General features: G+C 42.4%; 20 protein-coding genes and 1 tRNA gene. 6 read left to right on the plus strand and 15 right to left on the minus strand.

Annotated features, from left to right (window positions below; genetic code table 11):
* Positions 1-779 precede the first annotated feature (779 nt).
* Genes M9189_RS10165 through M9189_RS10175 form a run of 3 tightly spaced genes read right to left on the minus strand, consistent with a single transcriptional unit; the run spans position 780 to position 6,312 of the window.
* Positions 780-2,102 (minus strand): TolC family protein, encoded by a 1,323-nt coding sequence (locus M9189_RS10165; protein ID WP_250722930.1) that lies wholly within the window; start codon positions 2,100-2,102, stop codon positions 780-782.
* 44 nt (positions 2,103-2,146) lie between these two features.
* Positions 2,147-5,215 carry an efflux RND transporter permease subunit gene (locus tag M9189_RS10170; RefSeq protein WP_250722931.1) on the minus strand — a complete coding sequence of 1,023 codons (3,069 nt, stop codon included), beginning with the start codon at positions 5,213-5,215 and terminating at the stop codon, positions 2,147-2,149.
* A 23-nt stretch (positions 5,216-5,238) separates the two neighbouring features.
* A complete protein-coding gene (locus M9189_RS10175; protein ID WP_250722932.1) occupies positions 5,239-6,312 on the minus strand; it encodes an efflux RND transporter periplasmic adaptor subunit in 1,074 nt (357 codons plus the stop codon).
* A 480-nt stretch (positions 6,313-6,792) separates the two neighbouring features.
* Between M9189_RS10175 and M9189_RS10180 the strand changes: the two genes are divergently transcribed.
* Positions 6,793-7,032 (plus strand): acyl carrier protein, encoded by a 240-nt coding sequence (locus M9189_RS10180; RefSeq protein WP_250722934.1) that lies wholly within the window; start codon positions 6,793-6,795, stop codon positions 7,030-7,032.
* 64 nt (positions 7,033-7,096) lie between these two features.
* On the opposite strand, the gene M9189_RS10185 is transcribed toward M9189_RS10180, so the two are convergent.
* A tRNA-Pro gene (locus M9189_RS10185) sits at positions 7,097-7,171 on the minus strand.
* 216 nt (positions 7,172-7,387) lie between these two features.
* On the opposite strand from M9189_RS10185, the gene M9189_RS10190 reads away from it, so the two are divergent.
* The 4 genes from M9189_RS10190 (at position 7,388) to M9189_RS10205 (ending at position 11,933) form a co-directional block, all read left to right on the plus strand.
* Entirely contained in the window at positions 7,388-7,984 is a 597-nt protein-coding gene (locus tag M9189_RS10190; RefSeq protein ID WP_250722936.1) for an RNA polymerase sigma-70 factor, read from the plus strand.
* 84 nt (positions 7,985-8,068) lie between these two features.
* Positions 8,069-8,245 (plus strand): hypothetical protein, encoded by a 177-nt coding sequence (locus M9189_RS10195; protein ID WP_250722938.1) that lies wholly within the window; start codon positions 8,069-8,071, stop codon positions 8,243-8,245.
* Between the two features lie 37 nt (positions 8,246-8,282).
* Entirely contained in the window at positions 8,283-9,245 is a 963-nt protein-coding gene (locus M9189_RS10200) for a FecR family protein (protein WP_250722939.1), read from the plus strand.
* Positions 9,246-9,272: 27 nt separating this feature from the next.
* A complete protein-coding gene (locus M9189_RS10205) occupies positions 9,273-11,933 on the plus strand; it encodes a TonB-dependent receptor (RefSeq protein WP_250722941.1) in 2,661 nt (886 codons plus the stop codon).
* Positions 11,934-11,989: 56 nt separating this feature from the next.
* On the opposite strand, the gene M9189_RS10210 is transcribed toward M9189_RS10205, so the two are convergent.
* From M9189_RS10210 to zwf, 9 genes are all read right to left on the minus strand, one after another.
* On the minus strand, positions 11,990-12,553 hold the full coding sequence (locus M9189_RS10210; protein WP_250722942.1) for a 2-oxoacid:acceptor oxidoreductase family protein: 564 nt from the start codon (positions 12,551-12,553) through the stop codon (positions 11,990-11,992).
* A 17-nt stretch (positions 12,554-12,570) separates the two neighbouring features.
* A complete protein-coding gene (locus M9189_RS10215) occupies positions 12,571-13,338 on the minus strand; it encodes a thiamine pyrophosphate-dependent enzyme (protein WP_250722944.1) in 768 nt (255 codons plus the stop codon).
* 3 nt (positions 13,339-13,341) lie between these two features.
* Positions 13,342-14,424 carry a 3-methyl-2-oxobutanoate dehydrogenase subunit VorB gene (locus M9189_RS10220; RefSeq protein WP_250722946.1) on the minus strand — a complete coding sequence of 361 codons (1,083 nt, stop codon included), beginning with the start codon at positions 14,422-14,424 and terminating at the stop codon, positions 13,342-13,344.
* A 36-nt stretch (positions 14,425-14,460) separates the two neighbouring features.
* Positions 14,461-14,697: a 4Fe-4S dicluster domain-containing protein gene (locus M9189_RS10225; protein ID WP_250722948.1), complete on the minus strand. Its 237-nt coding sequence runs from the start codon at positions 14,695-14,697 to the stop codon at positions 14,461-14,463.
* A 100-nt stretch (positions 14,698-14,797) separates the two neighbouring features.
* Positions 14,798-16,108, minus strand: coding sequence for an aminotransferase class I/II-fold pyridoxal phosphate-dependent enzyme (locus M9189_RS10230; protein WP_250722949.1), 1,311 nt, complete (start codon positions 16,106-16,108; stop codon positions 14,798-14,800).
* A gap of 170 nt (positions 16,109-16,278) precedes the next feature.
* Positions 16,279-17,592, minus strand: coding sequence for a phenylacetate--CoA ligase family protein (locus M9189_RS10235; protein WP_250722951.1), 1,314 nt, complete (start codon positions 17,590-17,592; stop codon positions 16,279-16,281).
* 27 nt (positions 17,593-17,619) lie between these two features.
* Entirely contained in the window at positions 17,620-18,045 is a 426-nt protein-coding gene (locus M9189_RS10240; protein ID WP_250722959.1) for an acetolactate synthase, read from the minus strand.
* A 256-nt stretch (positions 18,046-18,301) separates the two neighbouring features.
* Positions 18,302-19,009 (minus strand): 6-phosphogluconolactonase, encoded by a 708-nt coding sequence (gene pgl / locus M9189_RS10245; RefSeq protein ID WP_250722961.1) that lies wholly within the window; start codon positions 19,007-19,009, stop codon positions 18,302-18,304.
* 16 nt (positions 19,010-19,025) lie between these two features.
* Positions 19,026-20,552: a glucose-6-phosphate dehydrogenase gene (gene zwf / locus M9189_RS10250; RefSeq protein WP_250722962.1), complete on the minus strand. Its 1,527-nt coding sequence runs from the start codon at positions 20,550-20,552 to the stop codon at positions 19,026-19,028.
* A gap of 127 nt (positions 20,553-20,679) precedes the next feature.
* Here zwf and M9189_RS10255 point away from each other — a divergent pair, with 127 nt between their 5' ends.
* Positions 20,680-22,926, plus strand: coding sequence for a sensor histidine kinase (locus tag M9189_RS10255; protein WP_250722964.1), 2,247 nt, complete (start codon positions 20,680-20,682; stop codon positions 22,924-22,926).
* 5 nt (positions 22,927-22,931) lie between these two features.
* Here the strand turns inward: M9189_RS10255 and M9189_RS10260 are convergent, their stop codons facing one another.
* The gene (locus M9189_RS10260; RefSeq protein ID WP_250722966.1) at positions 22,932-23,444 is read right to left on the minus strand and encodes a SixA phosphatase family protein; all 513 of its coding nucleotides are present in this window, start codon (positions 23,442-23,444) and stop codon (positions 22,932-22,934) included.
* Positions 23,445-23,448: 4 nt separating this feature from the next.
* The gene (gene ppk1, locus M9189_RS10265) at positions 23,449-25,536 is read right to left on the minus strand and encodes a polyphosphate kinase 1 (RefSeq protein ID WP_250722968.1); all 2,088 of its coding nucleotides are present in this window, start codon (positions 25,534-25,536) and stop codon (positions 23,449-23,451) included.
* Positions 25,537-25,561 lie beyond the last annotated feature (25 nt).

The raw sequence follows: 25,561 nt of genomic DNA on the forward strand, positions 1-25,561 counted from the left end.
TAATCAGCCAGAAACATGAACGATTTAACACTTTTCCACTTGATTTTATGATGGAATTGACATTCCATGACTTTTATCATACCCCACAACTATCAATCGCATATCCAACAAGTGCTTTATCTTATGATTTAGCTACAAAAATAGAAAAATAAAAATATAAGCAACACCCACAGATAAAAAAAATATATATTTCTTACTAATTATATGCAAAAGAGGGGTGGTCGCTCATATTTTATCTTTTTTCCTGTTCTCGATACAGTTTTTTAGGGGGATATATCCATTTTTTAGTCTATTTTCTATCTTCATGGTATTATATTACCTATATACTGCCTTTAAAATGTAATTTTATGAGCTAATCTAAAAAATGAAATATTGATAGTTTATATAAGATTGAAATGATAATTTATCAAAATCCGGTATGTAATAAAATAAAACTGATAGAATTGGCAGTACTTACAAAGATTGATGATTATCAATATTTTATACTGACTTTTGTCATCTTTTCATTCACTGCAAGTTCCCAATTACCTTATTGAATTTTCCAACGCAATATTCAATCTATTGTATCACAACTTATTGCAATAACGGATACCGAGTAATAGCAGTTTTACTTACAATCTGTAAGCAGGTGTCGAAATAAATCTGATGCTCTAAAAAACAAAGTATCTAAAAGAGAAAAGTAAAAGTTTGAAACCTTTTATGCTGCAGTATAAAAACAGAGAAGGTCATACTCCACCCTAAAGAGCGGAATATGACCTTCTGAAATCGTAGTACCTTAACTAGTTTATTCTGGAAAGAAAGACTTCACTTTGTCCACTAATTATTAGTAAAGAAAGCTCCCTCACCTTGGACTGGTATGTAGCGTCCAGCCATCGATTTACTGCATTTATATATGCCTGTTGGAATTCTCTGAATTCAATTCCGGACAAAACTCCAAGCTCATACCTTTCAAGAGCTATATCCAGATTAGATCTAGCGACATCTACGTTCTGCCTTTCGAAATCAACCATCATAAGATTGGTCAGATACGTACTATATAATGTATGTATTTCCCCAATTACTGATAAATGAACATCCTCATATGATAGCCTCTTGCTCTCAAGCTCAATCTTTGCATTCTTAACATTTCTGGTAATCTGGAATCCGTCAAAGATATTCATAGTCACTTCAGCACCGTAATTAAACCCGGTAGATTGGCTAAAGGTCATTACTGAAGCAGGGCTCTCAGATCTGCTGTAACTGTATCCACTAACAAGGTTTATAGTAGGAAACCATCTAGATTTTGCCAAACTAAGATCCTGTTTAGTTATCTCCATTCCAAGTCTAGCCGCTATCAAATCTGTATTGTTGTCCTCTGCATGCATTATTAATTCCTGCTCAGTCAAAGGAGAACCAAGCAAGATACTGTCTTTAATATAACCAGTCTTAAGTAAAGGCTGATTCACATATCTATTCAGGCTTAAATACAAACTATTGAGAGTTTCCTTCTGACGAACCAGATTGGAACTGTCTGCATTCAGGTCAAGCTGAGCTTGAAGCAAATCTATTCCAGCAGCTGAACCAATATCTACCTTTTCGGTGATAATCCTGTAGCGCTCTTTGGACAGCTCCATAAGTTGCTGTGCAGCGTCAACCCTATGTTGTTGCACGATTATACTATAGTAATAATCACTTACCAATACAAGCAGATTCTCAAGTGTCGTTCGCGTTTCAACTTCCCTTAATGACAGGTTCAATGAACTGCGTTTATAGTCTGCAAACATTCCAAGCCCATCAAACACTGTCCATGTCAAATTCACTCCGGCATTTACATTCTCAGACTTTGCACTTGGGAATTCCTGTTCCCTGTCCTGAAATGTTCGCTTTGAGTCGGTTGTAGAGTTGTTTACCCTAACATTTGCATTTAGTGAAGGGAGAAATGGCCTTGCTGTATGACTGTTTTCAGCCTGCGTTACCCTGTTACGCATAATATTAAGCGAAGGATTCTGCTCAATTGCCAATTCAATTATACCTGACAATGGTATAATCTCAGTCTCCTGCCCGATTATTGGCATCAGGCTTAACACAAACAATGACAGGCCTGCTATATATCCTCTTAACATAGTCTTAAACACTCTGTTTATAGTTCTTTTTTTTTACAATGCTCCTATGCTGCATTTTCACTGGCTTCAGCTACCTTAATATTGGCTTCTGAAGATGATATGAAAGTGTACATAGAAGGTATTACAAACAAGGTAAACAAGGTTCCGATTAACATACCACCCACAACAGTAATCCCCATAGCTACACGGCTTTCAGAACCTGATCCTGTTGCAAGCGCCATAGGCATGATACCAAGAATTGTCGAAATACTAGTCATCAAGATAGGTCTGAAACGTCGCACAGCAGCATCCCTAATAGCTTCTGCTCTACTTAATCCGGCCTGTTTACGCTGGTTAGCAAACTCAACTATCAAAATACCATTCTTGGTAACCAGACCAACAAGCATGATAATACCAATCTGACTAAATATGTTCATGGTTTGTCCAAAGTACCACATTGAAAACAACGCTCCAAGCAAAGCCAGAGGCACCGTAAACATAATTACCAATGGGTCACGGAAGCTTTCAAACTGAGCAGACAATACCAGGTAGATCATAACCAAAGCCAGAAGGAATGCAAAGGCCAGGCTTGATGTACTCTCGACGAAATCCCTCGAATCACCGGTCAATGCTGTACTAAATGTATCATCCAGCACTTTTGCTGATATCCTGTCCATTTCCTCAATACCATCACTGATGGTATAGCCTTTGCCTAATCCGGCAGAAACAGTTGCAGAGACAAATCGATTGTAACGGTACAACTGTGGTGGGGTACTGCTTTCCTCAATAGTCACAAGATTATCAAGCTGAATCAGCTCCCCTGCCCTGCTGCGTACATATACCGATGCAATATCAGTCGGTTTATCTCTATGATCCCTCTCAAGCTCCCCAAGAATCTGATATTGCTTGCCATTCATCACATAATATGACAAGCGGCTACCACTCAGAGTAAGCTGCAAAGTCTGTGCTATATCCCTAACTGATACTCCAAGCATAGATGCCTTCTCCCTGTCAATATGGACCTTAAGTTCAGGTTTGGTAAACTTAAGATTCAAGTCATAGTTCTGGAAAACCGGGCTTTTATCAACCTCATCCATAAAGGCAGGAAGGAATTCCTTAAGTTTTTCCAGATTCTGAGCCTGAAGAACATATTGAACCGGTAGGCCGCCACGGCGGCTGCCGAAGGTCTGAGATTGTGTCACATAAGACCTTGCTCCGGTAAAGCTTCTTACCTTTGCACCAAGATCATCAGCTATTTCCTGTTGACTTCTTTTCCTTTCAGAAGCATCTGTCAATACAACATTAAAAAAACCGGAGTTATTTCCTCCCATCCCTACCATCTGAAACACAAACTTGAGCTCAGGAACATCATTCATGATGAACTCTGCCAGTTCATCAGTATATCTCAGGGTATAATCAAAAGTTGTTCCTTCAGGTCCTGTCACACTTACCCTTAACTGACTACGGTCCTCCATAGGTGCCATTTCTGAAGGAATGGAAAACCACAAGGTCAAAATAATAATTACCGACAGCCCCATAATAAGGGGAGTTAATATCTTGTGTTTTTCCAGATAAGAATTGAGTAATTTGCGGTACTTATTGTTCAACCATTGGAAGAAAGGCTCAGTTTTCCGATACATCCATGATCCACTCCCCTTGTGAGAATGCAGGATGCGGGTCGACAACATCGGTGTAAGAGTTAGTGCTACAAAGGCAGAAATAAGAACTGCTCCGGCAATAACGATACTAAATTCTCTGAATAGACGACCGGTTACTCCCTGAAGGAACACTATTGGGAAGAACACTGCTACAAGGGCAATAGTAGTTGAGATAACAGCAAAAAATATTTCTTTCGAACCTTCAAACCCCGCTTGTATTGGATCAAGTCCATTCTCGATCTTGGAGAATATATTCTCCATTACTACTATGGCATCATCAACAACCAGTCCTATCGACAGTACCAAGGCAAGTAGTGTAAGTATGTTGATAGAGAAACCGGCAATATACATTATAAAGAATGCGCCAACAATTGAAACCGGAATAGCAAGAGCCGGAATCAAAGTTGTACGCCATTCACGCAAAAACACGAAAATCACAAGCACTACAAGGATTAGTGCCTCAAATATTGAATTACGTACCTCCCCAATAGATGCCCTGATATACTCAGTATTGTCAAATCCAACTTCAGCAACAATATCAGCAGGAAGATCCTTTTTCAATTCTTCAAGTCTCTTCAATGCCTCATCAACTATTGAAATATAGTTGGCTCCAGGTTGCGGTACTATAATATTATTAACCATCGGCACCCCGTCCCGCTTTAAAATGGAGTACATATTTTCAGCCTCAACTACAGCCCGACCAATATCTTCAAATCTTACAACTCTTTCACCATCCTGATAGACAACCAACTTATTGAAGTCATCAACAGAACTGAAGCGACCCATTGTCCGTACAGATAGCTCTGTATTGACACCTTCGATACGCCCTGAGGGAAGCTCAACATTCTCACGCATAAGCGCATCCCTAACATCTGCAGGCGTTAGCCTGTATGCAGCCAGTTTAGTTGGATCCATCCAAAGTCGAATGGCAAATCTCTTGGCTCCCCAAGTATTTACCACACTAACACCAGGGATTGTCTGAAGTCTTTCCTTAAAGTTAACCTCTGCATATTCAGTAAGATCAATAAGTGAACGACTGCTACTACTTAATGAAATAGCAAATATGGGCTGAGCGTCAGCATCAGCCTTGGATACAACAGGAGGGTCAACGTCTGCAGGCAACCTTCTCAATGCACCTGAAACCTTATCTCTTACATCATTGGCAGCTGTCTCAAGGTCGGTTTCCAAGTCGAACTCAACGGTAATTCTACTAGAACCGTCACGACTGCTACTGCTTATACTCCTAATCCCCTGAATACCGTTAACAGCCTCCTCAAGTGGTTCGGTAATCTGAGTCTCAATAACATCGGCATTTGCACCCGGATATGAAGTGGATACCGTAATAATTGGCTGATCTACACTGGGGTAGTCACGCACTCCCAGATAAGAAAAACCAATAACCCCGACAATGATGATAAAAAGGTTCATCACAATCGCCAACACGGGGCGCTTTATACTAACTGAAGACAAACTCATAGTTCCAGCAAGGTTTTAATACATTAATTCTCCCTCAAGCTAATCTCTACAGGCATACCACTTCTGAGTTGAAGCACTCCGCTGGTGATAACGGTATCTCCAACAGCAACACCTTCCTGTATTGCGACATAACGCTCTGTTCTGTTACCGCTTCTTACTCTTATCAATTCAGCAACTCCATTTCGGTAAACATAAACCTGCTCACCATCCATCTGAGGTATAATAGCTTCACTTGGCACCTGAACTACATTATCCTCCCTGCCGATAATAATTTTAAGATCAGCAAACATACCAGGCAAAAGTCTGTAATCGCTATTGGGATACTCAGCTCTGAGTGTAAGGGAACGTGTCCTCTCATCTATAGAAGGCTCAACTGCATATACTTTTGCCCTGAAATTATCAGAATATCCGGCTACATTGAAGATAACTTCACTTCCAACAAGTTTGGATGACTGATATCGTTCAGGTACAGAAAACTGCAATAACAATGGGGAGGTCTTCACCAGTCTGGCTACAGCCAGACCTGGTTGGATGTACGCTCCCGGACTGACATTTCGAAAACCAATTATTCCATCAAATGGAGCACGTATCTGAGTTTTCTGAATGCGGATATTCAAAAGATTGATCTCTGAATCTATAACAAGAAGGTCTGTCTGAACTTTATCAAAAGCTTCACGACTTATAGCTTCCTTTTCAAGCAATACTCTCTGACGCTCCAAAGTCTGCTCTATTAACTTTTTCTGATGTATAGCCTTTTCCCTCTGTGCCTGAAGTTCTGAATCGTCAATTACTACGAGAAGATCCCCCTTCTTTACACGTGAACCTTCGTCAAATTCAATTTTTCGAACTACACCGGCTATCTCCGTACTAATGTTTACTTCTTCGCTGGCCACCAAGGTACCGGCAGCCTTAAGCGCGTTCTCCATAGTTCCAGGTTTCACCACTATTGCCGAAACTGGTAACGCTCTTCCCATTCCGCCAGGACCCGCATCTGGACCTTTTTTACCTGAAAACAATCCTGTACGAGGAATAATCAGAAAAGCAGCAATAACTACAATGCCTCCGATTGCAATGGTCTGTTTGAGTGACTTCTTCATATTATTTATTATCCTAACCCTGTTAATTTTTCCACAATTCAGACAAAGGTATATTATAATAAGTCAATTACTATCCGGACTTACATCAGAAGTTTACCATCCCTAAATAATTAACAAGAACTTAACAAACTCACACCTAAAAAAGCTCAAGATACCAAGGTTTAAGACTGTCTGAAAGGCAAATGGTTTAAGCCTTACATTTATAAAAAGGCTTAAATTTAAACCTCAAACACACAATTAAACCCTCCATTTTCTCAATAGCTATTCACCCATATAACACGTTTTCAAGCACTAGATCAATACATTAGTCACATAGCGGAATATATGACCTAAATATTCCGACATTTAAATATTGTTAAATGTGCCAATGAACTTGAATTTAAAGGGTTTTTAAGTACGTGTGGAGAAGGATTTGCTTGTCTTATACGTGAAGTGCGGTAAAGAAGCCCCTTCACACTGATTACTAAAACACGCAACAAAATGAACGACAAGAAGATACGCAGGGACCTATACAAAGTATTGAGAAAAACAGGGGTTCCAAGGGATAGGATAGCAGAGAATGCATCATTTGAAAACGACATGCTTATGGATGCAGTTGATATGACCTGCTTTCTGTATTATTTGGAGACAAAGTTCAATGTAATCATTGACAACGATATTTTGCCAAAGATCGCTTCGGTACAGTCCACTTTGAATTTCTTACAACAACGCTGTGCCTAATAACTCATAGCTTTAGTTTATTCAAAAGAAAGCCTGATGGTCATTGACCATCAGGCTTTTTTTGTCGGGATGAGAAGATTCGAACTTCCGACCCCGCGCCCCCCAGACGCGTACTCTAACCTGGCTGAGCTACATCCCGAACTGTTTTCAAATCCGGTGCAAAAATATAAAAGTTTACGTATTATCACAATCCACCACTACAAAAAAACAAAAATCATTCTACCTTAATTGTCTGTCAATTCATCCGGCTTTTTATCAAATAGAATGAATTTTACTACAAAACACCGCTTATTTACCATATTTTTGTAAAAACACGTTTGGCATCCAGTATTTCAGGAATAGTCCCGAATCAAATATGTCGCAAAAATCAATACCTGCACAAGAGGCTCTAATTATTGACGGCTTAAAAAGAGGAGACGAACATTTCTTCCGGCTTTTGTTCGATACCTATTATAAATCCTTGGTAGCTTTTGCCAACAGGATGCTGCTCGATATTGACCTTTCAAGGAGTATTGTTCAGGATGTCTTCGTAATGCTTTATGACAAACGGGAAGAAATCAACATTCATACTAGTCTCAATGCCCACCTCTACCAATCTGTAAAAAACAGATGCCTCAATCATATCAAGCGAGATAAGATGAAAAACAGGCATCACGATATACTGCTGGAAAACAGCGAGACTGTTCAAGCTCCAGCTAACAGCCTGGAGTACAACGAGCTTGAGAACTTAATCCGCTCCACTATTGAGAACATGCCCGACAGGTGCAAGGAGATATTCAGGATGAGCCGCTTTGAAGGTAGATCCAATCAGGAAATAGCCGACAAGTTGGGTATCTCCAAAAGAACAGTGGAGACCCAAATAAGCAATGCTCTTAAAATACTTCGCGAAGAACTCTCCAAATACCGCATGCTACCGGCCTTCTTATGCATGGTAGTATTTTTTCTTATATAAAATCCGTTTTCTTATACGTGAACCCTTCTGGTCATTTGTCTTATAAATGACGTTCGAAACAACAACCTATATAATACTTGTATCATGGAATTTCTACTTCAATTAATCGCTGAGCTTTTTGCCGGAACTCCGGAAGAAGAAAAGAATATGGCTATGGAAGCTACTGAGGCCGTAGCAACTGAAGCTGTTAAAGAAGAAACAATCGCAGCTGAAGCTCCGGAAGTAAGCCCCAATATTTTCAACGTTATCCATTTTCGTTAATATTCCATCTTACCGGTTGTTTTAAAGGAAGTTTGTAATGAATTCTAATGGGAATATGTTTGAAGATCTGGTCGTGCGCCACATCTCCCAATTGACCACGGGAGAAGAGAACGACACGGTTGAATCGCTGCTGAAAAGCGATAATTCTTTCAGGCAGCTATACAGGGAGTATAAGTTCGTCTGGGAGCAGGCAGCTCTGACTGACGACGTTGTCAGTCAGGATTGGGGTAGCATTCGTAGTAGGATGGGGCTCAATATTTCCAGATCACGTTCTCCCTTCTCATCATTGCTAAGGGTTGCTGCAACACTGGCGTTGCTTATATCAGTATCTTCAGGATTATGGGTCTACTGGAATGTTCCGGGCTATGGACGATGGGTGGTATTTGAAACAGGTGCCTCGGCAGATTCCATAGTATTGCCTGACCAGAGTATAGCCTTCCTGAATCGTAACTCATCACTTAAGTTTATTAATGCATTCAAGGGTTCTGAAAGAAGTGTCAAACTGGACGGACAGGGATATTTCGAAGTAAAGTCCGATCCTAATAAACCTTTTAATGTAGAAGCTGGTGATGTCAATGTAAGAGTTGTTGGTACAGCCTTTCATCTTGATGCAAGCCGCCATGACGGAATAGTTGAACTCAATGTTACCAAGGGTACTGTACTGGTTAAGAACCGCGTTGAAGAAACTCCTGTGTATGCAGGAGAGTGGGCTTTGGCAGGTGACAAGGTTATTGGTAAAGGATATGCCAAGGATCAAAACTTCCTATCCTGGAAGACAGGCATCCTCGAATTTAACAAAGCATCGCTCAAGGAAATTGCCCTTGCTCTTTCTCGCCACTTCACTGAGATAGAAAGCTTCGAAATATCAGGTAATCAGACTGACATACTAGTCACCACACGATTTAGAAGTGAAAGTCTGGATGATATCATTGACGAGCTTGGAGTTCACTTCCAAAAAAACTTCGCATTAGAAAATGGAGTTTTAACCATAACTGATTAACTTTAGGGGGCTTAAAATAATCCCCCTTTGAGGCTGAATATTGTACATATTATCCGAAACCTTATATGCGGGGTTGTTCTATATATTGGAGCAACCTCGTTTTCGTTATTTGCACAGGATGATATGACTCCAGTTGTAAAACCGGAGGCATTCAGAGGACATGCAAGGACCGCAATAAGTATTCTCGAACAAAGTTCCGGTTGGATCATTAGCTACAGTAACAGAATGTGCCTTGAAAGCGAAGTGATCCTAAAAAACGAAAACAGAACCCTGCTACAGCACCTTGAAGACATTTTCGCACACTGCTCCTTCTCATATGTAATAAGAGATAACAAGATCATTCTACGACCTGTCGATCCTTCTGAATATAGCTATACAGTTAGCGGTTTTACTTACGATATATCATCAGGGGAGACCCTTCCAGGAGCTAATATATTTAATTACATTTCCGGCATTGGTACAGCAGGTAATAACTACGGCTTTTACAGTATCACCCTGCCTGGGGGATCCAACGTCCTAACAGCATCCTTTGTGGGATATTCAAGTGAGACTAAGAGCTTTGAACTAAGGTCAGATACTGTGATCAACTTCAACCTGAAGGGGTCATTACAGTTAGCCCAGATAAATATCGAGTCCGATTTTGTCCACGAAGGTTTGTATACAACAAATATGGGCACAACCATTATCCCTATTGAGGAGATCAAGCAAACTCCGGCCCTGCTTGGGGAAACCGACCTTGTAAAAAACATCCAGATGTTACCCGGAGTCCAGGGTGGAAGTGAAGGATTCAGCGGTCTCTATGTAAGGGGAGGTGGGCCAGACCAGAATCTCATCCTTCTGGATGACGTTCCTGTATACAATATTGGGCACCTCCTGGGATTCTTCTCAATCTTCAATGCCGATGCAGTCAAGAACGTAACAGTCCACAAGAGCCAGTTTCCTGCCCGCTACGGAGGTCGACTGTCATCAGTTGTAGATGTCAGAATGCTGGAAGGAAACAAGGACCAGGTAAAAGGAAATCTCAACCTTGGTATATTGTCTTCCGGAGCCTCCCTTAACGGACCGGTAAAAAAAGGCAAATCGGGATTTGCCTTATCATTCCGACGTACTTATCATGACTTTATTGCCGGGTTAGTACAACGCGACAATGAAGAAAGCACCAATTACTACTTCTATGATCTTAACGCTAAGTACAACCATTCAATTGGCGATAAACACAGAATCTACTTCAATGTGTACTGGGGAAGAGATAAGTATATAACTACATATAACTACCAGAACATCGCATCTGAACCGGCCACTGAAAACAATCAGGCCACTATCAATGACGAAAACAATGCCGGATGGGGCAACTTCGTCAGCGGCCTCAGATGGAACTACCTGATAAGTCCCAAGCTATTTTCAAATCTCACAGTCACCTATTCAGACTATCGGTTCTTTATCGGAGTTGAGCGTAGCAACAGGGCAGCAACAAATCGTGAGAGTTTCGAGCAACGATACTTAAGCGGAATCAGGGACTTAGGTGTTAAGGCTGACTTTGACTTTTACCCTTCATACAACCACCTGATTAAGTTTGGTGCAGGTGCCATAAGGCACTACTTCAACCCCGGTATTGACGTAGTTCAAAGAAATGCAAGTGGAGGGAGCGTCTCAAGTGAGTTTGGGGAAGATAATATCGTAGGAGGTGAATTTCACGCATACCTGGAAGATGAATGGGATCTTACACGCAAATTAAGAGTCAATACAGGAGTCAGGGCCGTAGCTTTTACAGGTGAAAGTAAGGCCTTTTATTCCGTGGAGCCTCGCCTATCCCTTAGGTACGATATAACACGGTCTATATCTGCCAGGGCTGCATACTCCGAGATGTCCCAATTTATCCACCTTGTAAGTTCATCTAATGTAAATCTTCCAACTGACCTATGGCTGCCGGTAACTGACCGTATTCCGCCAATGCGTTCCAGACAGACCAACATCGGTATTGATATTAAGATTGATAATAAGGGTGTATTCAGGTTTACTTCTGACTATTATATCAAGGAATTGGACAACCTGCTTCACTACAAGGAAAGTACAGGATTCTTCGATTACTCGACATACTGGGAGGACAAGTTGACTATAGGATCAGGAAAATCCTATGGTATGGAATTTCTATTTAGCAAAACTCAGGGAGACCTGAAAGGCTGGATTGGTTATACACTGGCAAGGACTACTAACAAGTTTGATGAACTCAACAATGGAAAAAGTTTCCCTGCCCGGTTTGACAGACGCCACGACGTCACGATAACAGCTAATTACAGGCTGACTGAAAAGACTGATGTAGGGCTTATGTGGCAATATGGCAGCGGCATCCCTGTTACACTGCCCTCTGAGAAGTACTTCGCGCCCAATTTCCCTTACTATAATGGAGACCTTAACATAGGATACTCCGAAAATGCAGTTGCAATAAACGGCTTTAGAATGCCTGATTTCCACAGGCTGGACATAGGGTTCAACTTTACCAAGGTAAGAAAAAGAAGTACCAGAATATGGAGTGTTGGGGCAATCAATCTCTATGGAAGACAAAATCCCTTCCTGGTTTACTTTGCTTCAGAATCAGCTGACGAACCCGGCTCTTCCAGCCGGGTCCTCAAACAGCTGAGTCTCTTCCCCTTCCCCATCCCCTACGTGAAGTACTCACTTCAGTTCTAAAAAAAGCAGATAACGGCTAAAGCCATTATCTGCTCCAATATCTTGTTGTATAGTACCTACAAACTCTGATTACAACGCTTTACAGCCTCTACAATTTCTGCTCCACGTTCAATAGCTGCCTTATTTACCGGCAAAAGGTGATGGTGTCTTTCAGGTATTGATTTCTTAAGACCATTCATCACATTCTCCATATCTACAATGGGCTTGATTTTTAGGTATGCACCAAGAACTATCATATTAAAAGTCTTTTGACTGTGCATTCTGGCAGCTTCCTCAGCAGCATCTACCCTGAAAATTCTGATGTCGTCACGTTCAGGATGACGGGTAATACCATTTCCGTCATAAAGCAGGAGTCCGCCAGGTTTTACCGATTGCTCAAATTTATCCATTGACTGCTGATTAAGAATAATAGCAGTGTCATAGGTTTTCAGGATTGGTGAACTTATTGAAGTATCACTTAGGATTACTGTTACATTGGCAGTACCACCACGCATCTCAGGCCCATAAGAAGGCATCCAGGATACCTCCATGCCTTGCATAACACCCGAATATGCCAGTATCTTACCCATTGACAATACTCCCTGGCCGCCAAAGCCGGCTATGATGATTGATTCATTCATAACTGTAATTTGTCTGATTATTCATCTTTTATATCTCCCAATGGATAGTATGGAAACATATGCTCCTCCATCCATTTGTTTGCATCAACAGGTGTTAACTTCCAGCCTGAGTTACAGGTTGCAACCACCTCAATAAATGAAGTTCCCTTACCTGCTTCCTGATTCTTAAATGCCTTTATAAGGGCTTTCTTAAGTTTACGAACTGCATTTGCAGTATGTGCAGCCTGACGGGTAACATAACTTGCTCCCGGTAATCCGGCAACAATCTCGGTAATCTTCAATGGCATACCATCACGCTTTGGATCCCTTCCGTAAGGACAGGTAGCAGTTTTCATTCCTTCCAGTGTAGTGGGGGCCATTTGTCCGCCTGTCATGCCATAAATACCATTGTTTATGAACACCATAACTATGTTCTCACCCCTGTTGCAGGTATGAATAGTCTCGGCTGTACCAATGGCAGCCAGGTCACCATCCCCCTGATAGGTAAAGACATACTTGTCGGGACGTACTCTCTTAATTGCTGTGCCTAATGCAGGAGCCCTACCATGAGCAGCCTCCTGCCAGTCTATATCTATATAGTTGTATAGCAATACTGCACAACCTACCGGAGTAACCCCAATAGTATCCTCCTGAATACCCAGCTCCTCAATCACTTCTGCCAGCAGACGATTGACCACACCATGAGTACAACCTGGACAATAGTGCATTGGATTGTCTGTAAGAGCACTACTCTTCTTATAAACAATATTCTCCGGCCTGATAATCTCTTTTACATCCACTGACATAGCTTAGCCTCCTATAATTTTTGCCTCCAGAGCTTCAGCAACCTCCTCAGGAGAGAATATTGCTCCTCCGGCACGACCGAAATGTTCAACTTTAAGTTTGCTGTCAACTGACAGACGAACGTCCTCCACCATCTGCCCCATACTCAGTTCCACAGCCAAAATACCCTTGAGCTGTGGTTGCAGCTCCTTAAGCTGGTTAGAGGGAAATGGGAACAATGTGATGGGCCTCAGCAGTCCTGCCTTGATGCCCTTCTCACGAAGTATCTCTACTGCCTTACGGCAGATACGAGCACTAGAACCATAGGCAACAAACAAATACTCTGCATCATCACACATAATCTTTTCATAACGAACTTCGGCTTCCTCTATAGCTTTGTACTTGGCCTGAAGCTTTATGTTGAAGGCTTCGAACTTAAGTGGATCCAACTCCACAGAAGTGATAATATTCCGCTTCCTGTTCTTTGGCTTTCCTGTAGTGGCCCAAGGATGCATTTGAGCTATTTCGTCATTGGTCCATCGTGGTTTAAAGGCCTTTAGCTCCACCTTCTCCATCATCTGACCAATCATCCCATCACTCAGAATCATAGCGGGATTGCGATATTTGAATGCCAGGTCAAAGGCCAGCTCTACAAAATCTGCCATTTCCTGCACAGAAGCCGGAGCCAGGACTATAAGCTTGTAGTCACCATGACCTCCACCCTTAACGGCTTGAAAATAATCCGATTGCGCAGGCTGAATAGTACCAAGTCCCGGACCTCCTCTCACAACATTGACTACCAGACAGGGTAGTTCTGCTCCTGCAAGATATGTTAGTCCTTCCTGCATAAGACTGATTCCCGGACTGGAGGATGAGGTCATAACCTTCTTGCCGCAAGCAGCTCCTCCATATACCATATTTATTGACGCTACTTCGCTTTCTGCCTGCAGCACTTCCATCCCTGTTGACTCCCATGGTCGTAAATCCATAAGTGTCTCCATAACTTCGGACTGAGGTGTTATAGGATAACCAAAATAAGCATCCACACCACATCGTATTGCAGCCTCGGCGATAGCCTCGTTGCCCTTCATTAACCTGATCTCTTTCATGCCTGATCTGTTTGAGCTCTAATACTTAATTCATTGTTATACTGCATCTGCAAGTCTTACCCTATAAACGGTCAGACAACTGTCGGGACATACCATCGCACAGTTGGTGCAACCGTTACAGGCATCAGGATCATGCATGTATGCAAAATTGTACCCTTTTGAATTGACCTCATCCGCCAGGCGGATCACATTAGTGGGACAGGCTTCGACACATAACGAACAGCCTTTGCAGCTGTCCCTGTCCACTTCTATTGCTCCTTGAACTTTAGCCATACTAAATGCTTTGCTTTTAAACTTTTCGAAGTTAAGGATAATATATAATTAAGGCACCCCGACAGTTTGTTAATACCGCCCGGGAGCCTTCAATTTATACTCATTCTACTTTGTGATCTTTGGCGAAACACCTTAGTCTTTCTGCCAGATCATCCATACGTTCTGCCGTTGTGTGTGAGACACTTATGCGCAATCCTTCTGTACGGGTACTACCGGTAGTATCTAGGGTTATGGCAGTAATGCCATAACAAATAAGTTCACTAAGCAAATCCTCGCCATTCATTCCAGGATAGGCAACAGTGAAGTAAAAACCGTCACCAATGGGCTCCCCTTCATCCTGGTCATAAACCAAATAGAAGCCATTGCTAACAAAGTGCTTCTTCATTATTGCAGCTCTGTTGCCATACTCCTTCAAATATTCAACGAAGTCAAACTCTCCATCATTGGCTGCCTTTAATATCCTGGCCACCCCATATTGTGCGGAATGCGAGATACCTGCCGACATTGTATAAACGACCTCCTGAAGCAGAGCAGGCCCCAGTTGGTCGGCTACGAAAAACCTTGACAGATCTTCAAAACGGCGCGAGAAAAGCTTATCAGAAATCATCACGCCTCCAATGCGCTGCCCGGCATAACTGAATATCTTGGATGAAGAAAACAGCAGGATATAATTGTCGGTAAATTTAGCCACTGTTGGCTGCAATGGCCCATCAGTCTTTCCATGCCTAAAGTCCATTCCAAAATAAGCAAGATCCTCAAGAACAACCACATCATACTTGTTGGCCATTCGTCCAATAATCTCAAGTTCCTTTTCAGTCAGACTTATCCACGAGGGATTGTTGGGACTGTTGTATAGTATGGTACTAATATTACCCTTGCCCAGATAAGTCTCCAGCTTTGCTTCAAGCTTATCGCCACGGAAGTCATAAATATCAAAGCTTTCATACTTCATTCCCAGCACGCCCATCATACGCTTCTGAACAGGAAAGCCCGGATCGATAAACAGGGTAGTATCTTTGTTTCTATCACGTCTGTTGGCTGCAAGGCAACTTATAGCCGATGCCTGCATTCCACCTGCAGTAGGAATACATCCCAAAGGTGAAATTTCAATGTCCAGAAACTTCCTGGCAAAACGCGACAGCTCATTCTTAAACATCTCCACTCCCTGGATGGGCGGATAAACAGAGGCCACACCAGACCTCAGTGCTTCAATCTCAGCTTCCACACCGATAGCCGGAGCAGGTATCCCAGGGACACCCATCTCTGTACGTATAAACTTTAGCCCAAATTGTTTTTCCAACCTATCTGCCAGTTGGACAACCTGGCGTATCGATGCCCTGGATATCTGACCTATTCCTAACTCTTTGCGTATCTTACTAACCTCTTCCCTATCTATTGGAAAAATACTCATCTCAATGTCCTTTCTAATAACCTCGGCAATCTCACCACCAATGCGACAGCGGAATATGCCATGTTGTGTATATCTTCAATACCTGCCCCTGACCCGGAGGGCAGGCGAGCTATTTTATTTCTAAGGCAAACTGCTGCTTACAACTTCAGTATTCAGCATAAACCCCGGTATCAGACCAATTTACGCTTGTCGATAACCCGTTTGGCCTTACCTTCACTTCTCTCAATTGTCTTGGGTTCAACAAGTTTTACGTTAACAGATAGGCCGGTTGCACTTTCAACCGCATGAGTAATCTTTTTGCGCAATGCCTGCAATTCTCCAATTGTATCGCTATAAAAACGGTCTTCCACTTCAAGTTGTAGCTCAAGAGTATCAAGGTTGTTGACCCTGTCAACAACAAGCAGGTAGTGGGGAGTGGTCTCATCCATTTCCATCAGCACACTTTCAATCTGGGATGGGAAGAGGTTGACCCCTCTTATAATAAGCATATCATCACTGCGACCTGTGCACTTGTTCATCCTTACAATGGTACGTCCGCATGCACATTTATCAAAGTTAAGACGAGTAAGGTCACGGGTTCTGTACCTTATCAGAGGAAGCCCCTCTTTTGTAATAGTCGTAAAGACAAGTTCACCGAGTTCACCTTCCGGCAGTACCTCCAATGTATCCGGGTCAATGATTTCCGGGATAAAGTGGTCCTCATTGATATGCAGTCCACATTGATGCTCACATTCAAAAGAGACTCCGGGACCAATAACTTCGCTAAGTCCGTAGATATCTATTGCTTTTATTCTAAGCCTCTTTTCGATTTCACGACGCATATTCTCGGTCCAGGGCTCAGCACCAAATACACCTACCCTCAGCTTGAGTTCATCACGTGATATTCCAGATTCTTCAATAGTCTCAGCCAGGTATGCAGCATACGATGGAGTACAGGCCAAAACAGTTGTTCCAAAATCCTCCATCAGTTGTAGCTGCCTTTTTGTATTACCTCCGGAGATAGGAATTACTGTGGCTCCAATCTTCTCACCGCCGTAATGCGCACCCAGACCACCGGTAAATAATCCGTAACCATAGGCAATCTGGATAAAATCGCTCTTGCCTGCCCCTGCTGCTGTAAAGGTACGAGCCATTACCTCTGACCAGATACCAATATCATGCCTTGTATAGCCCACAACTGTTGCTTTACCGGTAGTTCCTGAAGAAGCATGAATACGGATAATCTCACTCATTGGAACAGCAAACAGCCCGAAAGGATAGTTATCACGGAGGTCGCTCTTGGTCGTAAAAGGAAGGTGCTTAAGGTCATCAACTGATTTGATATCCTCAGGTGCAAGCCCCATCTCCTGCATCCTCTGTCTGTAATATGGGATATTGTAATAGACTCGTTCAACAGTATCACGCAGACGTTCGCTTTGAACAACCCTCATCTGATCACGAGACATAGTCTCCATATGAGGGTTCCAGATGTTATTAGTAGCCATGGGTGTAGAAATCTTCAAAGTATATCGTTAGAACTTATATAGATCATTGGCGCTGATCAGCTCAAGCTTGTGACGCTGAAACTCCATAACGGCCTTTTCGGGATTATTACAACGCAGGCATATAAAGGACTTCTCACCTACCGAAAATCCGTACAGGTATTCAACACTTATCTCTGCTTCTGCAAGTATCTTAAGACAACTGGCAAGTGCACCCGGAGTATTGGGTGTAGCAAAGGAGATAACCTCGTTGATATTGACCGAAAAGCCTCTTGCCTTCAGAATATTGTATGCCTCATCCGGATCTGAGGCTATCATTCTCACTATTCCGAAATCGGATGTATCGGCCACGCTGCAGGCAGAAACATTGATATTTGCACTGCCCAGACTTGAATAAAGTTCATGAAGCCTCCCAGATTTGTTTTCGAGGAAGACAGATAATTGCTTTATTATCATAACTCAATTATGTTACAGGATAAGTACACGGGGAAGCATAGTACCTGTCTGGGTACTGAAGTGGTATTAGGAATTAGGTTTAGTAGTTTCATTTTATCACAAATTTCAAACTGAAACCAGTAGATTTCAGAAAAACGGTTAAAATTAGTAACAATTTACATAACAACAAAGGCTGTCCCGGAATCTATTTCCGAAACAGCCTCCATCAATTACGTAAAATGCTCCCTGTATGGCCATACAGGGAGTACCAAAATACCTACATCAGATTAGCCGCAGCTTCCTTATCAAGCATCCATAATAGTTTGTCACCATCTGCAAGTGCAGCAGGATATTGGCTGAATCCAACTTTCCCGTTAATAATCTCATCGACCTTTTCAGCTTTATTGCTGCCTGTTACTAGAAACACAGTCAACTCCGAATTATTAATAACATTACCCGTCATTGTTACTCTCTTCTGCCCGCTCTGTGGATGCGTAGCCTCCTCACACAGATTTGGCGATTCCCACAAGTCTATAGCATAAGGAAAAATAGATGCGGTATGTCCGTCATCACCCATACCAAGCATCATAATATCAAATCGGGGTAATCCGTTCTTCTTGGGCACTACTTTATCCACCACCTCGATGTAATCAGCAACAGCTTCAGCAACAGGCAATTCCCCCTTTACCCTGTATATATTGCTTTCAGGAATTGGCAGCTTATCAAACAAATGTTGCCTTGTCATACCGTAATTACTATCAGGATGATCAGGAGGCACACACCGGTCGTCTCCCCAGAAAAACTTAAGCTTTCCCCAGTCAATCTTTCTCCGGAATTCAGCGGCAAGCAAGTCGAAAATCACCTTGGGTGTGCTACCTCCGGATAGGGCTATATAAACACTATCCCTATCTGTTGCGATACCGGAGAGTAGTTCCCCAAAACTGCGCGCTAGCGCAGTTTTGTCCTCAAAAATCAGTATTTCCATTATATACAGGTCTGAACTAAAGTTCACAGTATTCACCGTCTCCTACAAGATTCTTGCAGGGATAACGCCATGTTTCAACACCTTCTATAAGCTCATCAGATTCCACCGGTCCCCATGTTCCAGCAGGGTATCCGTATACCTTTATTGCGGGGTTATTTTGCCAGGCCTTCAATATGGGGTCAACAAACTGCCAGGCAGCTTCCAGAGCATCACCGCGTGAATACAGGGTAGCATCACCCAGCATACAGTCGAGCAGTAAACGCTCATATGCACTCGGCAGGTAGGTATTACTAAGGTCTGAATAGTGGAAATCCATATTCACATCCTGAACATTGAATCCGGCACCAGGCACCTTCATGGCAGATTTCAGCAAAATACCTTCATCAGGCTGTATCCGCAGTACAAGTTGATTATGTGTCTTTACATGTTGCAGATTATCGGCGAAAATATGGTGAGGTGTTGCATTAAAGTGGATTACTACCTCAGTAACCCTTGTGGGCAGACATTTACCCGTCCTTATATAAAAGGGGACACCGGCCCAACGCCAGTTGTCAATATAAAACTTCATGGCAACGAAGGTCTCAGTGCGAGACTGAGGATCAACTCCCTGTTCTTCGCGATATGCCTTCATCATCTTACCCCTTATCTCTGATGCAGTGTACTGCCCGCGGATAACATATTTTTCCACCTCCTCTTCCTTGATAGGACGAATAGACTGCAACACCTTGACCATCTCATTACGCATGGCATCCGCATTAATCACTGCTGGAGGCTCCATTGCCACGAGAGAGGTCAACAACAGGAGATGGTTTTGTACCATATCACGAAGTGCTCCCGAACCGTCATAATAACCTCCGCGGCTGCCTACCCCAATATCCTCCGAAGAGGTTATCTCAACATGGTGAATATAGTTTCTGTTCCACAAAGGTTCGAATATACCATTGGCAAAGCGGGTAACAAGCATATTTTGAACAGTCTCCTTACCAAGGTAGTGATCGATACGATATATCTGATCTTCCTTAAAGTTACACTGCAACTTACGATTGAGCTTACGTGCACTCTCAAGGTCATAACCAAATGGCTTTTCGATAATAAGTCTCTTAAAACCCTTATCCTCCCTGTTTAATCCATAGGCAGCAAGATTGGCCGGCACAACAGGATATAGGCTTGGTGGAGTAGCCAAATAAAAAATATAATTACTTCCTGCGTCCAATTTCTGGTTAAGTGCCTCCAGTTCGTCACGAAACCCCTCGTATTCAGCTTTTACTTCCGGATCAAAAGAATAGTAAAATAGCTTTTCCAAAAAGGAGTCTATCATACTTTCCTTGTTTGCCGTAGTACCGGCAAACTTCTTAATACCTTCCTTCATCTTTTCCCTGAAGGCTTCAGAACTTAGCTTGCTCCTTCCGAGTCCAAGTACACCAAAATTAACCGGCAAAAGATTTTGTGTATACAGATCGAAAACCGATGGAACCAACTTTCTGTATGTCAGGTCACCGGAGGCTCCGAATATTACTAATAAGTGTTTTTCAGCTTTTCTCATCAATCAACAACTTGAAGTTATCTGTCAAAATAAATCAACAAAAGTGATGATGTTTTCGTTCAATTAATCAGCATCATTTGATGATGTGCTAAATTAGTTCTATTTTGCTACTATCAAAACTGCAAATATGAAGTACCTGCGGACTTCTCTGATCTGTATCTTTCTTATGCAGCTTTCTTTCCCCGTAAAGGCGGAGAAATCTGACTCCAACGGTCTTACTGACATCCTGCTTATTAACTCCTACCATTACACATTCAAATGGACCAATGACATTACCAATGCAGTGGTAAAAGAGCTGCCTGAGGCAGATGATTACAGGATCTCAATTGAATATCTCGACACCAAACGATTTAGCTTCCAACGTCAGGAAGTCTTGTATGTTGAATACCTTAAGGAAAAATACAGGACTCTGGATATCAAAGGAATAATTTGCAGCGATAATGATGCATTTGAGTTTGTGTTAAAACATGGGAAGGAGATATGGGGTGATGTACCTGTAACTTTCTGCGGGGTAAACGAGCTCTTCAAATATGACATCAACAGTACAAACTACTTTGGTGTGGAAGAGGAAATAGCAATCGCTCAAACTCTTGAACTGATATTGACTTTGCAACCGGACCTTAAAGAACTCATAGTTGTGAGTGATTCAACCCTTAATGGAATTCTCTTTGCAGATCAGTTTCTTAGAGCAGCCCGTGCTATTAATTTCCCAGTGGATTACGATCTTATTTATGCCACTTCAGTCGAGTTGCTGGGTGAAACGTTAAAGGAAGTAGACCCGGAGAAGAGGGCAATTCTTCTTCTAAGTCTTTATCTGCCAAGGAACGGAGCAGTAAAAGATATGATATTGGAAGCCGATTTCCTAAAAAGTTGCCTTGATGTACCCGTTTACGGTACCTGGGATTTCCTTTTCGGTGGTTTTATATTAGGGGGAGTTATCAATACTGGTGAAGAACAGGGGCGACTTGCCGCTCAACTTTTAAAGAGGAAGCTGGCAGGAGAGACTTTCCCTCCCGGTTATCTGGTCAAACCCACACAGACCATGGTTGTAGATTACAACAAACTGAAATATTATAATATAGATCTTTCTCTTGTTCCAAAAAAAGCCCTTGTGCTTCACGAACCTGAGAACTACTTCCGTAAATACAGGCAGGAAATTCTGATAGTATGTTCTGTGCTAGGCTTCCTTATAGTAATCAATATCATCCTGCTCAGGTTGCTCAACGAAAAGAGGATTGCCGAAGCCAAGCTACGCAAGAGTGAGGAGCGGCTGGAACTGGCTCTTGATGGGGCGAATGTAGGATTATGGGATATTGATCTGGAAAACAAGGCTGTATATATCAACAAATGGGTATCAGGGCTGCTTGGATATGGCGATTCTGGAATTGCTCGTGTCACTATTGGAGACTGGATTAAGACCTGTCACCCTGACGACCTTGGCCAGGTCAACGAAGTGCTCCATATGCACCTCAGTGGGAAGGTTCATGATTTTAACACCGAGACGCGCTTACAAACTTCATCTGGAGAATATAAGTGGTTCTCACTGCATGGCAAGGTGGTTGAAGTAGACCAGAATTCTACACCACGTCGTATGATTGGTCTAATGCTTGACATAGACATGCAAAAGCAGTTTGAAGAACAACTCAGGATAGCTAAAGAAAAGGCAGAGGAAAGCGACAGGCTTAAGTCGTCCTTCCTTGCAAATGTATCTCACGAGATAAGAACCCCTATGAATGCCATTCTGGGTTTCTCTGATATACTTCTTGATGCCTCAATCCAAAAGGAAGACAGCCTTAAGTTTCTTAGCCTTATACGCTCAAGCGGAGAAAGTCTGCTTGCACTTATCAATGATATTATAGATATCTCAAAGATTGAGTCGGGTCAGTTTAATATTGTCATTGGCAAGTTTGACCTACATCTACTCTTCGATAAAATATCCCATATTGCTTCTACTCTGATTAACACATACAACAGAGACATTGAGTTGATTATTGAGAAAGGTGTGGATCAGGCATCCCTGTTTATTGAAAGTGATCAGTACAGACTGGAGCAGATTATAAACAACCTGATAAGCAATGCTATTAAATTCACTTCACGCGGACACGTAAAACTAAGCTATACTATTCCCGACAACAACACCCTCGAGATCAGGGTCACTGATACAGGTCGGGGTATTAGCAAGGAAGATCAGGGCGTAATCTTCGAAAGATTCAGGCAGATCAATCCTGATCCCAAAATCAATATTGGTGGAACTGGCTTGGGGCTTGCGATAAGCAAGAGTATCACTGAACTATTGGGTGGAACAATATGCGTTGATTCTGCTCCTGACCAGGGAGCTACATTTAGAGTACGGATACCTTGCAAGTATCTATAGTATGCTTAGAGAGTGCCCAGATCCTTGAGCATTCGGGGATAGGTAAAATAATCTGCCTTACCCCTGCCAACCTCGACTTCTTGCCACGTCATTACGGGAAATGAAATAACTGTTACTGCAGATGTCGGGTAATGGTAAAACTCCTGACTAGAAAGTAACATACTTAATCGAGCCATATCTGGATTATGCCCCACGACCATCAAGGTTGAGGTATCTCGAGCCAGTTCCGCAATAGCGGCAATCATGCGCTCAGTAGTATCGCCATCATAGATAATCCCCGCAACAACGATGTCTTCCTCAGGGATACCAAAGTTGGCTGCATAAATCTTTGCAGTCTGCATTGCCCTTCTGGCAGGACTTGATATTATCAACTCAGGGATGTATCCACGCCTCTTCAGATCAACAGCAACCAACCCTGCATCTGTAATCCCTCTTTTCTTAAGCTTTCTTTCAAAGTCGGTTCCTGCATCACTTAAGGGTTCTGTCTTGGCATGTCGCGCTAGAATCAGTTTCTTCATCAATCTATAAATTATTGTTTTGAAATCTTGTTTCCTTCTCAATCAGCATCTTATAGGTATCCCATTGTGCCCTGATCGGTTCCATCCCATCAGCAACAATTGGAATATTCTCCAAATTTTCGTTAATCAACCTTGCGCTCACATTATCCCTAAGCTGAAGATCCAGGATATCAAATAGTTCCTTCTTAATATCCTCATCCTCCACTGGGAATGTAGTCTCAATCCTCCTGTTGATATTACGGTTCATCCAGTCTGCTGAGGTCAGATATACCTCTGGAGCTCCATCATTGCCAAAGACAATTATCCGGCCATGCTCAAGATAGCTGTCAACGATTCTTCTAAGGTTAATATTACGACTAAATTTCTGATTGGGCACAAGACAACAGATACCCCTAATTATCATATCTATCTTCACTCCAGCCTCACTCGCTTTGTACAACAGGTTGATCAGGGGCTTGTTTTGAATCCCGTTCAACTTAACCAGAATATAACCTTTCTTACCCTGACGAGCCAACTCTATCTCACGGTCTATCCTCCTCCTTAGCTCATTTTTGAAATTGAAGCGGGTTACCCATAGCTTTGTAAATTCAGGTCTGAACTTAGGATTCTCAAAATATGAAAACAGGTTTTCAAGATCCCTTATAATATCTTCCTTACATGTAAAGAAACCGTGATCAGCATATTGCCTTGCCGTCTTCTCATTGAAGTTACCGGTACTCAGATAGGCAAATGAACGTTTACGTTCATTGCCGCTCCGCCTAAGTACAAGAGCCAGCTTGGCATGAACCTTCAGGCCTGGAAGGCTGTAAATAATCCTCACCCCGGCTTCAGACATCAGCCTTGCCAACGTCAGATTATTCTCCTCATCAAACCGGGCTTTTACCTCCACGAAAACACTTACCTGTTTGCCATTACGAGCTGCACTTATTAGGGAGTTGACCACTGCCGAATTACTTGCTACACGATACTGAGTCACCTTGATCGCATACACTTTGGGATCCTGGGCGGCCTCATTAAGAAACTTGATCAGGTAGTCAAAGGACTGATAGGGATAGTGCAGAATTCTGTCCTTCTCCCTGATGGCTGCGAACATTGAACCGATCTGCTCCAGTTCATAGGGATGTATAGGCTGCGGATGGTTAAGTTGCAGCCTTGGTGCAAACGGGTTGGGAAAAGAAAAGAAATCCTGGAAATTGAGATAACGCTCACCAGCCAAAAGATCCTCTTTGTACACACCAATTACATCTTGCAGAAAGGCAAGAAAATCCTCAGGGATACTTCTGTCATAGGTAAACAAAGCCGGTTCACCAACCTTACGACGACCCAGATTCTTACGAATCTTCTCTACAAGATTGCCTGAAAATTCATCTTTTATTCCCAGGTCTGCATCCCTGAGCAGCTTAACGCAATAGCTTGAGTCAATATCGTAGCCGGGAAAGAGCTCCTGAAGATTAAATCTTACGAGATCCTCCAAAAATAAGAAATGATAACATCCATCCTTGTCAGGAAGCCTGATAAATCGCTTCACATCTGTATAAGGAAGCTTGACCAGAGCATAACGCGGACGTCGGTTTGAGCCATTGTCTGCACCACGTTTTTTCCTGTATAGGCGAATTGCAAGATACAGACGGTTGTCACGCAGGAATGACCGTGTACCCTTTGTCAGCAATATTGGTTGCAGATAGGGAATAACCTCCCTATAAAAATACTCGCGGATAAATTGCTGATGCTCCGGATCTGGCGGCATATTACCCTGGTAAAGAATAATACCCTCCTTTCTCATCTCAGTCAGTATCTCTTCGTGAAATATGCGGGAGAACTCCTCCAGTTGTTCTCGTACAATCCTGTTAATCTCCCTTACTACTTTAACTGGAGAATCACTATTCGGGTCGTCAAGCTCATCGTAATCGACATCATACTTATACTCAGCAACCCTGACCTTGTAAAACTCATCAAGGTTGGATGAATAGATAGCCAAGAACTTAAGTCTTTCAAACAAGGGATTGTTTTTTGACTTAGCTTCTTCCAGCACCCTGTGGTTAAAGGACAGCCAACTAATGTCACGATTGAAATATCTTGGAGTATATCTCATATTTTACTTGTTCCAAAACTGACTG

This window comes from Xiashengella succiniciproducens (assembly GCF_023674465.1).
GTDB lineage: Bacteria > Bacteroidota > Bacteroidia > Bacteroidales > Marinilabiliaceae > Geofilum > Geofilum succiniciproducens.